11 protein-coding genes and 1 pseudogene are annotated in these 13,557 nt (G+C 70.1%); 2 read left to right on the forward strand and 10 right to left on the reverse strand.

From position 1 onward, the window contains the following. The 6 genes and pseudogenes from AC1D1T_RS22885 to AC1D1T_RS22910 all read right to left on the reverse strand — a co-directional run. A pseudogene (locus tag AC1D1T_RS22885) lies at nucleotides 1-293 on the reverse strand (hypothetical protein); the annotation flags it as partial. Beyond that, nucleotides 290-1,774 carry an aspartate aminotransferase family protein gene (locus AC1D1T_RS22890; protein WP_477992538.1) on the reverse strand — a complete coding sequence of 495 codons (1,485 nt, stop codon included), beginning with the start codon at nucleotides 1,772-1,774 and terminating at the stop codon, nucleotides 290-292. The gene AC1D1T_RS22890 and the pseudogene AC1D1T_RS22885, both read right to left, overlap by 4 nt. Further along, nucleotides 1,771-2,463, reverse strand: a complete 693-nt coding sequence (locus tag AC1D1T_RS22895) for a class II aldolase/adducin family protein (protein WP_477825637.1) — start codon at nucleotides 2,461-2,463, stop codon at nucleotides 1,771-1,773. Before AC1D1T_RS22895 ends, AC1D1T_RS22890 begins: the two co-directional genes overlap by 4 nt. Then, nucleotides 2,460-4,049, reverse strand: a complete 1,590-nt coding sequence (locus tag AC1D1T_RS22900; RefSeq protein WP_477992539.1) for a xylulokinase — start codon at nucleotides 4,047-4,049, stop codon at nucleotides 2,460-2,462. The genes AC1D1T_RS22895 and AC1D1T_RS22900 overlap by 4 nt, the downstream gene beginning before the upstream one ends. 1 nt (nucleotide 4,050) lies before the next feature. Continuing rightward, entirely contained in the window at nucleotides 4,051-4,941 is an 891-nt protein-coding gene (locus tag AC1D1T_RS22905) for a TorF family putative porin (RefSeq protein ID WP_052212477.1), read from the reverse strand. A 37-nt stretch (nucleotides 4,942-4,978) separates the two neighbouring features. Further along, a complete protein-coding gene (locus AC1D1T_RS22910; RefSeq protein ID WP_477825639.1) occupies nucleotides 4,979-5,410 on the reverse strand; it encodes a DUF2147 domain-containing protein in 432 nt (143 codons plus the stop codon). A 114-nt stretch (nucleotides 5,411-5,524) separates the two neighbouring features. On the opposite strand from AC1D1T_RS22910, the gene AC1D1T_RS22915 reads away from it, so the two are divergent. Both AC1D1T_RS22915 and AC1D1T_RS22920 read left to right on the forward strand, forming a co-directional pair. After that, nucleotides 5,525-6,208: a TetR/AcrR family transcriptional regulator gene (locus AC1D1T_RS22915; RefSeq protein ID WP_477825640.1), complete on the forward strand. Its 684-nt coding sequence runs from the start codon at nucleotides 5,525-5,527 to the stop codon at nucleotides 6,206-6,208. Between the two features lie 102 nt (nucleotides 6,209-6,310). Next, on the forward strand, nucleotides 6,311-6,694 hold the full coding sequence (locus tag AC1D1T_RS22920; protein WP_465114534.1) for a hypothetical protein: 384 nt from the start codon (nucleotides 6,311-6,313) through the stop codon (nucleotides 6,692-6,694). 24 nt (nucleotides 6,695-6,718) lie between these two features. Here the strand turns inward: AC1D1T_RS22920 and AC1D1T_RS22925 are convergent, their stop codons facing one another. The 4 genes from AC1D1T_RS22925 to AC1D1T_RS22940 form a co-directional block, all read right to left on the reverse strand. Then, nucleotides 6,719-8,545, reverse strand: a complete 1,827-nt coding sequence (locus AC1D1T_RS22925; RefSeq protein WP_477992540.1) for a hybrid sensor histidine kinase/response regulator — start codon at nucleotides 8,543-8,545, stop codon at nucleotides 6,719-6,721. Nucleotides 8,546-8,627: 82 nt separating this feature from the next. Next, a complete protein-coding gene (gene mgtA, locus AC1D1T_RS22930) occupies nucleotides 8,628-11,405 on the reverse strand; it encodes a magnesium-translocating P-type ATPase (RefSeq protein WP_477826290.1) in 2,778 nt (925 codons plus the stop codon). Between the two features lie 93 nt (nucleotides 11,406-11,498). Beyond that, nucleotides 11,499-12,362, reverse strand: coding sequence for an NHL repeat-containing protein (locus AC1D1T_RS22935; protein WP_477826291.1), 864 nt, complete (start codon nucleotides 12,360-12,362; stop codon nucleotides 11,499-11,501). Between the two features lie 387 nt (nucleotides 12,363-12,749). Beyond that, nucleotides 12,750-13,557 (reverse strand): rhodanese-like domain-containing protein (locus AC1D1T_RS22940; protein ID WP_477992541.1); only part of this gene is annotated, 808 nt, incomplete at its 5' end.

Consider the following 13,557-nt stretch of genomic DNA (forward strand, 5'->3'; position numbering starts at 1 on the left):
CCGCCGAAGTCGGCGAGCGCGATGCCGAACGACCCGCCACCCCATCCGATGGCCCCCACGTCAGGGCGTGCGCGGTAGACCGCGGCATGGGCGCCCTCTTCCCCTCCTTGCTTGTCTTCTTCATGCAGCGGCAGTCGCTGCGGTGCGGCCTCCAGCGCGCTGCCGAACCACATCGCCGCCGCGCCCGGCACGCGCAGCGACAAGCTTGCGTTGCTTCCGCCCAGCAGGTGCTTGCGCTGCAGCCGTTCGCGCAGCTGCAGCCATTGGGTGCGCAGGATCTCGTCGGTGCTCATACCAGCTTGAACACGTCGTCGAACCGGTTCAAGGCGTCGTCGATCACCTCGTCGGTGTCGGCCAGGCTCGTGTAGAGGCGGCTGCCGGCCAGCGTGATCAGCCCGTGCGCGGTGTAGGCCGCGCCCATCTCTTCCATCATGTGCTTGCGGGCCTTGGCCTCGTCCTTCGCGCGGTACAGCTTGTAGAGGCTGCTGGTGTCCATCAGCAGCACGCCCGAGGTCTGCAGGTGCACGATCGAGCCCAGGTTGTAGACCACGTACGGCAGGCCGCGCGCCGCGATGATCGTCTCCAGCCCGCGCCGCAGCCGGTCGCCGGCGCGGCCCGCGACGCCGGCCGCATCGACCCGCTCAGCCTCCTGCAGCGCATGGAAGCCGGCCACGCACGACAGCGGGTTCGCCGACAGCGTGCCGCCGACGAACGCACGCCGCGCGGTGGTGCCGATGCCGCCGACCAGCAGCATCATCACGTCGCGCCGGCCGCCGATCGCGCCGGCCATCGGGTAGCCGCCGGCCAGGCACTTGCCGAGCACCGTCAGGTCGGGCTTGACGCCGAAATACGCCTGCGCGCCGCCCATGCCGATGCGGAACCCGGTGACCACCTCGTCGAAGATCATCAGCGCGCCGAACTCGTCGCACAGCGCGCGCACCTGGCGGTTGTAGTCGGGGTGCACCGGGCGGGTGCCGCTCTCGGGGCCGAGCGGCTCCAGCAGCACGGCCGCGGTGCCGCCGCGCAGGCGGTTGATCTGCAGCTTGCGGCGCAGCGCATCGAGGTCGTTCGGGTGGCACTCCTGCGTGTGCGCCGTCGCGCCGCGCGGGATGCCGACGGCCTCCATGCGCCCGGTGCCGGGCAGCCGCATGCCGTAGACCAGCTGGTCGCTCCAGCCGTGGTACGCGCCGCCAATCTTGATGACCCACTTGCGGCGCGTGTAGGCGCGAGCGAGGCGCACCGCGCCCATCACCGCCTCGGTGCCGGAGCCGAGCAGCCGCAGCATCTCGACGCCCGGCATCGCCCGGCACACCAGCTCGGCGAGCTTCACCTCGTACTCATGCAGCAGCCCGGTCACCGGCCCGCAGTCGTCGAGCACGCGGTTGACGGCCTCGCGCACCACCGGGTGGTTGGAGCCGAGCAGCGTCGGGCCGCCGGCCTGCAGGAAGTCGATGTAGCGGTTGCCGTCGACATCGGTCAGGTGGGCGCCCTGGGCCTTGGCGGCGGCGATCGGGAACGGGTGGTTGAACGCCAGGTTGTGCTGCACGCCACCGGGGATCACCGCCTGCGCCCGCTCGGCAAGCTGGCGCGAACCGGCGCAGCGCTCGTCGAAATGGCGCATCACGCCGGCCATCGCATCGCGGCGGATCGGGCGCATCGGCTGCTTCACGAGCTCGGCGAAGCGGCGGTACAGCGAATCGACATCGGGCCAGGCCGAGATGGCGCTGGTGGGAGCGGCCGTAGCGGCCGAATGGATGGGGGCGAGGTTGCTCATGGTGCAGGTCGGTGTCGTGTCGCAGTTCGGGTCGCAAGGTGGATGGCATCGGCCAGCTCGGCATCGAGCCGCGCGAAGACCTCGCGCTGCGACGGCTCGGCCTGCGCGCGCGCAGCGATGCGCTGCCGCAGGTGCATGCAGGCCAGCGTCTCCAGGTCTTCGACGGCCTGCACGGCGGCCTCGGTGCTCGGGCCGCAGCACAGCACGCCGTGGTTCAGCATCAGGTAGGCGTGGGTGTCGGCGCGCAGCCTGCGCGCCAGCAGCGCGGCGAGCCACGCGGTGCCCGACGGGGCATAGCCGACGACCGGCACCGAGCGGCCCAGCGATTGCCGCCAGGGCCCGTCCGGTACGTCGAGCGCCTGCCCGAGCAAGGCGCAGGCGCTGGCGATCGGCTGGTGCGTGTGGATGCTGCACTGCACGTCGGGCCGCGCCCGCAGCACGCGCGCATGCAGCCCGGTCTCGACGGAGGGCGGCTTCGTTCCCTCGAGCGGCGCGAGGTCGGCCAGGCGCAGCACGCAGACGTCGGCGGCCGCCATCGTCAGGTAGTCGGTGGCCGAGGGTGTCACCGCGATGCGTTCGGCATCGACACGCAGCGCAATGTTGCCGCCGGTGCCGGCCAGGAAGCCGCGCAGCGACAGCTCGACGCACAGGTCGACGACGGTCTGGCGAGCGGTCGCAGAGTCATTCATGCGGCAGCCTCCTGCGGCGCGTTCAGGCGGTGGTAGAGCGGCGCGAGGCGCTTGTGCACCTCCTTGAAGGCCTCGAACTTGTCGCCGTACAAGCGGCGCAGCGCACTCGCCGGCTCGTAGGTGCGACGCGTGCGGCGCAGCGCGGCCAGGTCGGCGAACTGCAGCGCGCCGATGCCGACCCACGCGATGCTCGCGGCGCCGATCGCGTTCGCCTGGATCGCGTTCTCGAGCTGGCGGATCGGCTGGCCGGTGACGTCGGCCAGGATCTGGCACCACACGTCCGACTGTGCACCGCCGCCGACCGCGGTGACCGTGCCGACGTCACGGCCCAGCAGGCGCGCGAACGGCTCCAGCATCCAGCGCGTGTTCAGCGCCACGCCTTCGAGGAAGGCGCGGAAGATGTCCTCGCGCGAATGCTCCAGCGACAGGTTCAGCAACCCGGCGCGCAGCCGCGGGTCGTCGACCGGCGTGCGCTCGCCGTGCAGCCACGGCGTGTAGATCAGCCCGCGCGCGCCCGGCGGCACGCGCGCGGCGATGCGGTTCAGCAGCTCGTAGGCGGCGGGGTGCTCCTCGTCGCCGGCGAGTTCGTCCGGGTGGTACAGGATGCGGTCGCGCAGGAACGACAGGTTGGCGCCCGCGGTCGACTGCAGCGCCATCGCGAGGTAGCGCCCGTCGACCGCGCAGGGCACCGCGGCGATCTTGTGGCGCACGTCGGTCTTCATCGCCGGCACGTGTGCGCCCAGCCACGACGAGGTGCCGAGGTAGAGGTGGGTCTCGTAGTCGCCGACGGCGGCACCGACCGCGACGGCCGAGGTGTCGATCGCGCCGCCGACGACGACCGTCTTCGGGTCGAGCCCGAGCGTCAGCGCGACGCCCGGCAGCAGCGGGCCCAGCACCTCGGTCGAGCGCACGATCTCGGGCAGCTTGTCGGCATCGACGCCCAGCAGGCGGATCAGGCCGGCGTCGTAGCGCACGTGGCGCGAATCGCGGTTGTCGGTGACCCAGCTTGTCAGCGCCGAATCCTGCGTCGCGCAGAAGCGGCCGGTCAGGCGCAGGTTCAGGTAGTCGGGCACGTTCAGGAACTTGTGCGTGCGGGCGCAGCGCTCGGGCTCGTGGTCGTGCAGCCACGCGATGTGGCCGGCCGAATCGCGGCCCGACAGCGACGGCGCGCCGCCGGTGAGCCGCAGCCAGCGCCACAGCTTCAGCGGGCCGTAGCCTTCGATGTTCAGCGCGCGGCCGCGGGCGCGGCGCGTGATCGCGTCGGCACCGCGTGCATCGAGCCAGGTCATCGCGCGGCCGATCGGCTGGCCGGCGCTGTCGACGCAGACGGTGCCCTCGGTCTGTGCCGAGCAGCACACCGCGACGACGCGGCGGCGCAGGCGTTCATCGGCCAGCAGCTCGCCGGCCGCGCCGATGAAGGCAGCCCACCAGTCGTGTGGATCCTGCTCGGCCRCGGCGCCGTGCACATGCAGCGGCACGGCGCGGAAGGCCCAGGCCTGCACGGTGCCGTCGATCGCCACCAGCGCGCACTTGCAGCCGGAGGTGCCGAGGTCGACCGCGAGCACCAGCCGTTCGTCAATGGACATCTCAGAACTTGCGGGAAACAGTGACGAAGAACTTGTTGTTGTCGGTGGCCTTCAGCTCGTCGCCGTCCTGCGCGAGGTAGAGCTCGCGCACGCGGGTGTGCGTGGTGACCCAGTCGGCGCTCCACTCGAAGCCCCAGCGCTTGTGCGTGATGCCGACGCGGTAGTCGGAGAAGTTCGCTTCCTTGAAGTTCTCGATCTTCTGGTAGCCGGCGTGCAGGTTCAGCGTGGTGGCCGGGTCGAGGTGGTGCTTGTAGTCGAGGTCGTAGAGCCAGCTGCCGCGCGAGTTGTTGTCGCCGCGGGCGTAGCACTCGAGGCCGGCGGTCGGGTCGGGCATCAGCGACAGCATCGTGCCGCACACGCCGCCGGTGTCGGCGCCGCGGTAGGTCTTGGAGATCACGTTCAGCACGCGGCCCTCGATCGCGCCCCAACCGGCCTCGAGCACCGCGAACTGCGAGTTGTAGTTGGTGCTGCGGAAATCCGTCGGCACGAAGTTGACGAAATCGAAACCGTGCGGCGCATCGAATTTGGCGCCCGGGAACAGCTCGGCGGCGAGGCCGATGCCGAAGTGCCAGCCTTCCGGATCGCCGAAGCGATAGCCCGCGCCGAGCGTGATGCCGAACCCGTCGCCGTCGAGGAACTGCTTCTTGCTGACCGACGAGAACTCGACCAGCCCGATCAGCCCGCTCTCGTGCGCGGCCTGCACGCTGAGCTTGATGCCCGGTTTGTTGAGCGAATCCGAGACACCGCGCGTGCGCTGGTCTGAGGTGACGCGCACCTCGGTGTCGACGGCGTAGCGGGCCGTCTCGGGTTCGGCCGAGAAGGCCGGCACGGTGATCGCGAGCAGCATCAGGCCGATGGGCACCGGCGGCCGGCTGAACAAGGTCGGTTGCATGGGCGTCTCCAGGGGTGGGTGAATCAGGGGGAACGGATCAGGGTTTGCAGACCGGCGTGTCGGGCAGTGCCGCCACGCGCTTGAGCTGCTCGGTCTGGCCGAGCACCTCGACGCCGACGAAGGCGCGGATGTGGAGGTCGCCCGACTTGACGCGCAGGGCGCCCTTGTATTTCTTCTTGTCGCGCGGGTCGTAGACCCAGCCGTCGCGCCAGGCGTCGTTGTCGTAGCGCTCGAGCTGGGCGATCAGCACGCCGCAGGTGTCGGCGGGCGTGCCGGCGTCCTTGTCCCAGACGATGCGGCCGCACAGCGCGGACGGGCGATCGGCACAGGGCTTGAACTCGATCACGGCATCTTTTTCAGCGGTCAGCCACAGGCCCTTCGCGTCGTCGGGGCCGGCGGCCATGGCAGACAGCACCAGCGAACTCAACATCACGCCCGAGACCCACTCAACGCAAGACATCCACTTCATGTCGCCGCCCTTAGTCAGTAGTCATCGCTAGTTTATAGTCATGACTATCGTTTTGTCACCACCCTGTTTGACCGCCGATCACCGGACAATCCCTGAGCCACCTGCCCTACCACGATGCCGACACCCCGGAAGAACCAGCCCGCGCTTGCGACCAAGAAGCAGCCGGCGCAGCAGCGCGCGACCGACACCTACGAGCGCATCCTGGAGGTGACGGCGCAGACGCTGGCAGATGTGGGGATCGAGCGGCTGTCGACCAACCTGGTGTGCGAGCGCGCCGGGCTGACGCCGCCGGCGCTGTACCGCTACTTCCCGAACAAGTACGCGCTGCTGAGCGAGCTGGGGCAGCGGCTGATGCAGGCGCAGAACGAGCGCATCGGGGACTGGATTTCGCCGGAGGTGCTGGGTGGGACGGCGGAGGATGTGGAGCGGGCGATCGAGGGGCTGATCCTCGCGACCTACGATGCCACCGCGAAGACGCAGGGCGGCGTGTGGATCATGCGGGCGCTGCGCGCCGTGCCGGCGCTGCAGGAGGTGCGGCTCGCGTCACACGGCGCGGTGACGCGCGAGCAGGCGCAGATGCTGGCGAGTGCGTTGCCGGGGGCGGATGCGGCGCAGCTGCAGCTCGTGAGCCGGATCGTGGTGGAGCTGGTGTATGCGACGGTGGAGATGCTGTTCGATGAGCCGCTCGATGCGACGGCGGTGGCTCGCACGGTGGCGGGGATGATCGCGAGTCATCTGGAACGGGTGAAGCCGCTGGAGTTGCCCAGCGCAACGACCACGCGCCGACGCAGGCGCTGAACCCCCGAGCGCGGCTCTGTGCGCAAGGACACCGACGCGCCCCCACCGATCGGCTACGGTTGACTCGGCTCGCGCGTGACTGCACGCGACAAGGGGGGCCTGATGAACAACGACGACGAACCGCAACGGGCGCGCACTGACGCCGACAGCTCAAGCCACGCCTGGGCGCGCCGCAGCCCGTCCATCGAGGACCAGCAGCTGACCAGCGCCACCGTGCACTGGCTGGATGCGTTGCCCCACGGCGTGCGGCCCGTGCACCTGCCCGACGACTTCCCGCGCATCGCCAACGCCTTGTGCAGGCTCTGGCCGACCACGCCGGCGCTCGACCTCTACTTCGAGGAGAAGGAATTCAGCCTGCGCGAGGACCGCCGCGGGTTCCCGGCGCTCATCAAGGAGGAGTTGCTGGCACTGCACGTCCACTCGCTGCACACCCGACCGCTGCCCTACGAAGTGCGGGCGCCGCAGAGATCCTCGTTGCTCGGCTGACCCGCATGCGCGCCCTGCGGCGCCCTATGAAGCGCGGGCACTCTGCCGCGCGTCGCCGCTCGACCCGGCGCGCTCCGGCAGCAGGCTGGCCAGGCCGGCACGAAACGCGTCCAGCGCCAGTGGCTTGGTCCAGTAGTCGAGCGCGCCCAGCTCCAGTGCCGTGGCCACGTCCGCCGGCGTCGTGTTGGCCGACACCGCCACCACCCGCAATGCCGCCGTGGCCGGATCGTCGCGCAGGGCGGACAGCAACTCCAAGCCGGACAGGTCCGGCAACTGCATGTCCAGCAGGATCAGGTCGGGCTGCCGGCTGCGCGCCAGCGCCAGCCCGTCGCGGCCGTTCACCGCCTGCAGCAGTTGAATGCCCTCGCAGCGCGTCAGCAACTGCGCCACGAGCAGCTGGTTGACCGGTTCGTCCTCGATGTAGAGCACCAGCGCCCCGCCCTTCGTTGACGACACGGGCTCGGGCACCGCCAGCGGCTTCGGCGCCTCGGCAGCGACCTGGCCCGCCGCGAGGACGCAGGACGGCAGGACCACCCGCGCCCGCGTGCCGGATTCGGGGCTGCTCTCCACCTCGAGCCGGCCGTTCATCAGGTGCACCAGCTGGCGCGCGAGCGTCAGCCCGATGCCCGAACCTTCGACTGCCTGCCCTTCGCGGCCCAGCCGGTTGAAGGGCTCGAACAGGTGCGACAGGTGCTCCGGCGTCATGCCGATGCCGTTGTCCACCACGTCGAGGCAGACCTCGCTGCCGGCCTGCGTCACGTCGATCCTCACCTGTCCGCCGGGCCGGTTGTATTTGCAGGCATTGCTCAGCAGGTTCAGCAGCACCTGCAGCAGCCGCCGCGGGTCGGCGACGGCACCGATGCCGACCCGCGACACCGCGCGCTCCGAGAGCTCCAGCCCGCTCGTCCTGGCGAGCGGCTGCGTGAGCGCGACGGCCTCGTCCAGCACTGCCGAGATGTCGCCGCAGACGTTGACGACCTCGATGCGCCCCGCCTCGACGCGCGAGATGTCCATCACGTCGTTGACGAGGCCGAGCAGGTGCCAGCCGGCATGCGTGATCAGCCGCACCCGCTCGGCCTGCGGCGGCGACAACACCTCGGCCGGGTCGGTGGCCAACAGTTGCGCAAAGCCCAGCATCGCGTTCAGCGGCGTGCGCAGTTCATGGCTCATGCGCGCCAGGAATTCGGTCTTGGCCCGGTTGGCGTCCTCGGCCACCTTGCGCGCGTGGTCGGCGAACGACGCTTCGTGCCGCTCGCGCTCGCGGTCGGCGTTGTCGAGCGCGAACGACAGGTCGGCGCCGAGTTCGCCCAGCAGCTCGGTCACCTCGCCGTCGAAGCAGCCCGGGGTCTTCGAGTGCAGCAGCAGCACGCCGATCGGCACCTCGGACCGCTTCAGGAGCACGGCTGCCAACGCGCAGACACCGGTCGCCGCGCACCAGGCGCGGGTGTCGTGCAGCCGCTCGTCGGTCGACGCATCGCCGATCACCACGGTGCTGCCGGCGCGCATCGCCAGCGACATCATCAGCGCCTGCGTGCGGGCGCCGTCCAGCAGGGTCTGGGGTGACTCGACGGCGACACGCCGCATCGCGCCCGCCGTAGCCCGGTGAACCTCGCGACCCTCCGAGAGGTCGATCACCGCAAGGTCCAGGTGCCCGGCCGTCACGCACACCTCGCACACGCCCTTGAACAGCTCGCGGGGTTCGGGTCGCCTCAGGATGAGGCGGTTGACCTGGGACATCACCGCGTGGAACCAGGCCAGGCGCAGCGCCGCGGCCCGGCCGCGCAGCGGCCAGTGGATGCGGGGCGGCTGTTGCAACGGTGGTGAGGACGTCGGCAGGCTGTTCGAACTCATGCCCGAGTGTGGGGGACCGGATCCACGCCCTCCGTTCGCTGGCGTACAGACGGCCGGTACCGCCCGCAACTGCCCTGCACGGCTACTGCCAGCCGAAGTGTCGGATGTAGGTGCGCTTCATCAGCGTCGTGAGCGTGCCGTAGCCCAGCAGGATGGCCAGCAGCCACAGGTAATACGGTGCCGGCAGCGCCACCAGCCCGAAATGGCCGGCCAGCGGAGACAGCGGCAGCCACAGGCCGAGCGCCATGATGGCCAGCGTCATCGCGATCAGCGGGGCGGCCGCGCGGCTCTGCACGAACGGCAGCTTCGGCGTGCGCACCATGTGCACCACCAGCGTCTGCGTCAGCAGCCCCACGACGAACCAGCCAGTCTGGAACAGCGCCTGCCGGTCCGGCGTGTTCGCCTTCAGCACCCACCACATCACCGCGAACGTCACCAGGTCGAACAGCGAGCTGATCGGACCGAAGAACAGCATGAAGCGCCCGATGTCGGCCGGGTTCCACTTCAGGGGCCGGGTCACCAGCTCGGCATCGACGTGGTCGAACGGGATGCCCGTCTGGCCGATGTCGTACAGCAGGTTCTGCACCAGCAGCTGCAGCGGCAGCATCGGCAGGAACGGCAGGAAGGCGCTGGCCACCAGCACGGAGAGGACATTGCCGAAGTTGGAGCTGGCCGTCATGCGGATGTACTTCAGCATGTTGCAGAAGGTGGTGCGGCCCTCGACCACGCCGTCGTCCAGCACCAGCAGGCTCTTCTCCAGCAGGATGATGTCGGCCGCCTCCTTGGCGATGTCGACCGCGCTGTCGACCGAAATGCCGATGTCGGCCGCGCGCAGCGCAGGCGCATCGTTGATGCCATCGCCCATGAAGCCGACGACGTGGCCGTTGGCACGCAGCGCCCGCACGATGCGCTCCTTGTGCAGCGGCGTCAGCCGCGCGAACACGCCGTGGGCCTCGGCGGCGGCCTTCAGCGCCGTGTCGTCCAGTGCCTCGACCTGCGGGCCGAGCAGCATCGTGTCCGCCGACAGGCCGACCTGGCTGCAGACCTTGCGCGTGACCTGCTCGTTGTCACCGGTCAGCACCTTCACGGTGATGCCGTGCGCCGCCAGCTTGCGCAGCGCCGGTGCCGCCGACTCCTTCGGCGGATCGAGGAAGGCGATGTAGCCGATCAGCGTCAGCCCGGACTCGTCGGCAACCGAGTAGGTTGACTGCCCCGGCGGCATCGTCTTCACCGCGACGGCGACCACGCGCAGGCCTTCGGCGCCGAGCGCCTCGGTGACGGCCTGCGTGCGTGCGCGCAGCGCGGCGTCGAGCGGCTGCGTGGGCATCGCGCGCTCGCCGTCGAGGCAGGCGTCGGTCGGGTCCGGCACGCGCACCGCGGTGCAGGCGGCCAGCACCTCGGCCACCGCGCCCTTGCAGATCAGCTCATGGTGCCGGTCCTGCCCCGCTTCGAGGGCCGCGACCACCACCGACATGCGCCGCCGCTCGAAATCGAACGGGATCTCGTCGACCTTGCGGTAGGCATCCTGCAGCTTCAGCACCGCGGGCAGCTCGACGTGGTCGAGCACCGCATGGTCCAGCAGGTTCTTCAGGCCGGTCTGGTAGTGGCTGTTGAGGAAGGCGAAGTTCAGCACCTCGGCGCAGTCCTGCCCGTAGGCGTCGACGTGGCGGGCGAGCGCGATGCGGTCCTGCGTCAGCGTGCCGGTCTTGTCGGTGCACAGGATGTCCATCGCGCCGAAGTTCTGGATCGCGTCGAGCCGCTTGACCACCACCTTCTTGCGCGACAGCCGCACGGCGCCCTTGGCCAGCGTGCTGGTGACGATCATCGGCAGCATCTCGGGCGTGAGCCCCACCGCGACCGACAGCGCGAACAGGAAGGCCTGCAGCCAGTCGCCCTTGGTGAAGCCGTTGACCAGGAACACGACCGGCACCATCACGCCGGCAAAGCGGATCAGCAGCCAGCTGACGCTGTTGACGCCGGCCTGGAAGGCGTTCGGGGTGGTCGACGTAGCGCCCGCATGGGCCGCCAGCGTGCCGAAGCAGCTGCGCGCGCCCGTGGCCACGACGAGCGCGGTGGCGGTGCCCGAGACCACGTTGGTGCCCATGAACACCAGGTTGTGCTGCGCGAGCGCGCCCTCGGCGGCCTGCGCATGCGGCTGCGCGAACTTCTCGACGGGCAGCGATTCGCCGGTCATCGCGGCCTGTGCGACGAACAGGTCGCGCGCAGCGAGCACGCGGCAGTCGGCGGGGATCATGTCGCCGGCCGACAGCGCGACGATGTCGCCGGCGACGAGGTCGCGCTGCGCGATCTCGGCGGGCGCCCCCGCGCCACCGCCCACCGGTCGGCGGATCACGCTCGCGGTGTTGCCGACCAGATCGCGCAAGCCCTCGGCTGCGCGGTGCGAGCGGCCCTCCTGCACGAAGCGGATCAGCGTGCTCAGCGCGACCATGGCCGCAATGACCACGGTGGCGCTCGCATCGGCGCTGACGAAGGACAGCGCGGCCAGCGCCGTCAACAGCAGGTTGAAGGGATTCAGGTAGCAGCGCCACAGGTGCAGCCAGCCCGGCAGCGGCTTCTCGTGGGCGATGTCGTTCGGGCCGTCGCGGGCCAGGCGCCGCGCCGCTTCGTCGGCGTCCAGTCCGTCTGCGCGGGATTGCAGGCGATGCAGCACCGCATCGGTCGGGTCGCGCGCGGCGGCCAGCAGGTCGGGCGCGAGCATGGCGCCCCCGGATGCCGGCGGCAGCGCGCGGGTCAGCGACTCCAGCAGCGGGCGACGCTCGAAATGCCGCTGCGCGCGCCGGCGGCGCAGAAAGGTGCTGAAACCCTGGGTCAGGCGCCGGTGGCGGGCCGCTTTGCTCATGAGGGTCGAGCCTGCCGGCTGGAGCCGGCGGGCACTTGATCTGGATCAAGCGGCGCGCCGCCGCCGCGCAACCAGACACGGCGCAGGCCGAGCTCAGAAGCTGATCTTGCGGATCAAGTTGTTGGCGGAGTCGGCCACATAGACGTTGCCGGATGCATCCACCGTCAAGCCCCTGGGCATCCTGAATGTGGCCGACGCCGCAGCGCCGTTGGCGTTGCCACTCTTGCCAGCCATGCCGGCCAGTGTGGTCACCACAGCCGCAGGGGTGATCTTGCGGATCAGGTTGTCTGCAATGGAGGCCACATACACGTTGCCCGAGGCGTCCACGGCCACCCCCATCGGATCGCTGAAGCTGGCCGCCGTGCCCGTGCCATTGGTGCTGCCCACGGCCCCGGTGCCCGCCAGGGTGGTGACCACGCCTGCTGGCGTGATCTTCCGGACCAGGTTGGTGGGAGGCTCGGTCACATACACATTGCCCGACGTGTCCACCGCCACGTGATAGGGATGGCTGAAGGTGGCCGAAGCCCCCGTGCCATCGGCACTGCCCAGGGCTCCGCTGCCCGCCAGCGTCGTGACCACGCCGGTCGCGCTGATCTTGCGGACCAGGTTGTTGAGGCCGTCCGCCACATACACGTTGCCTGAAGAATCCACCGCGACACCCGACGGACCGTTGAAACTCGCAGCGGTCCCCGTGGCATTGACATTGCCGTAGCTGCCCGCCGTGCCTGCCAGCGTGGTGACGACGCCCGTCGGGGTGATCTTGCGGATCAGATGGTTGAAGGTGTCCGCCACATAGAGGTTGCCAGCGGAGTCCACCGCCACCCCCTCGGGCGAGTTGAAGCGGGCGGCGGTTCCGCTGCCGTTGGCGCTGCCGGAGTTGCCGGCGCTGCCCGCCAGCGTGCTGACCGTCCCTGAGGATGTCACCTTGCGGATCACGTGGCTGTTGAACTCGGCCACGTAGACAGTTCCCGCGGTGTCCACGGCGGCTGCGAAGGGGCCGTTGAAACTCGCAGCCGTTGCCGATGCATCGGCGCTACCCGCGGTGCCGCTACCCGCCAGCGTGGTGACGGTCCCCGAGCCGCCGGTACCGGGACCAGGACCGGAGCCGGCATCGGGGCCTGCGCCGCCACCACCGCCACATCCGGCGACAAGTGCCAGGCCGACAAGTGGAACAAGCAGCACGACCTTCGCTGAGCACACAAGCGCCGACAGCGCTGTAAAGGAGATTCGACGCACAGGAGACCTTGGATGATTTTGGGTCCGCCAGCGTAGTGCGAGAGGGCGGCAGCTCACACCCCCTCATCGGGGGAACGAGCCCGGAATCAAACTTTGGTCATCTCGGCATCACACCGTCACAAAATGATGCGTCCCGTCGCGCTTCAGCTGTGCGACCAGGCCGAACTCCCAATCGAGATACGCCTGCATCGCGGCCCGCGCGTTGTCGGTGCCTTCGTAGGGGCGGCGGTAGCGATCGGTGCGCGGTGATGCGAGCCGCTGTTCGCCAGTCTCCACCGGCAAGCCTGCGTCGGCCCAGGCCGCGGTGCCGCCTTGCAGCACATGCACCTCGGCCTGTGAACCCACCAGCTCTTGGAGCTCGTGTGCTGCAAACGGAGCCAGCAGGCTCGTACCGCAAGTCACCACGATGCGCCGCGCCGGCGGCAGCAGCTTCAGCGCCTCGCGCAGCTGCGAGCGCAGCACGAACCACGCGCCGGGGATGTGCCGCTTCACGTGGCTCGCGCTGGTCGTCACGTCGATCACCTGCACATCGGCACCGGGGCTCGCGAGCCAATCAGCCAGCGTCGATGGTGTGATGCCGTGCACCTGCGGCGGCGCAGGCCGCGGCGGCGCATCGGCACCCGTCTCCACGCCATCCGATGCCGCATCGGCGTCGAGCAGCGCCACCTCCCAGCCCATCTGCGCCAGCCACGACGCGCTCATCTCGGCACGCACACCCGCATCGCGTGACCCGGCCGGCGTGCCGTCGTGGTCCGCCAGCACGATGCGCGCACCGCGCACCGGCGCGTGCACGTCGGTCTCCTGCACCAGTTGCCCGCCCGGCGCGCTGCGGAACCCGGGCCGGTGCCCGGCCGCGTATTCCTCCGGCGTGCGCACGTCGAAGCGATACGTCGTGCGGCCCGGCTCTTCCACCCAG

The sequence above is a fragment of the Rhizobacter sp. P2_H3 genome (assembly GCF_056403355.1).

Bases quoted from the DNA above. Each gene is read 5' to 3' on its own strand.
- AC1D1T_RS22890 (WP_477992538.1), bottom strand. From the start codon at position 1,774: ATGAGCAACCTCGCCCCCATCCATTCGGCCGCTACGGCCGCTCCCACC.
- AC1D1T_RS22895 (WP_477825637.1), bottom strand. From the start codon at position 2,463: ATGAATGACTCTGCGACCGCTCGCCAGACCGTCGTCGACCTGTGCGTC.
- AC1D1T_RS22905 (WP_052212477.1), bottom strand. From the start codon at position 4,941: ATGCAACCGACCTTGTTCAGCCGGCCGCCGGTGCCCATCGGCCTGATG.
- AC1D1T_RS22910 (WP_477825639.1), bottom strand. From the start codon at position 5,410: ATGAAGTGGATGTCTTGCGTTGAGTGGGTCTCGGGCGTGATGTTGAGT.
- AC1D1T_RS22915 (WP_477825640.1), top strand. From the start codon at position 5,525: ATGCCGACACCCCGGAAGAACCAGCCCGCGCTTGCGACCAAGAAGCAG.
- AC1D1T_RS22920 (WP_465114534.1), top strand. From the start codon at position 6,311: ATGAACAACGACGACGAACCGCAACGGGCGCGCACTGACGCCGACAGC.
- AC1D1T_RS22925 (WP_477992540.1), bottom strand. From the start codon at position 8,545: ATGAGTTCGAACAGCCTGCCGACGTCCTCACCACCGTTGCAACAGCCG.
- mgtA (WP_477826290.1), bottom strand. From the start codon at position 11,405: ATGAGCAAAGCGGCCCGCCACCGGCGCCTGACCCAGGGTTTCAGCACC.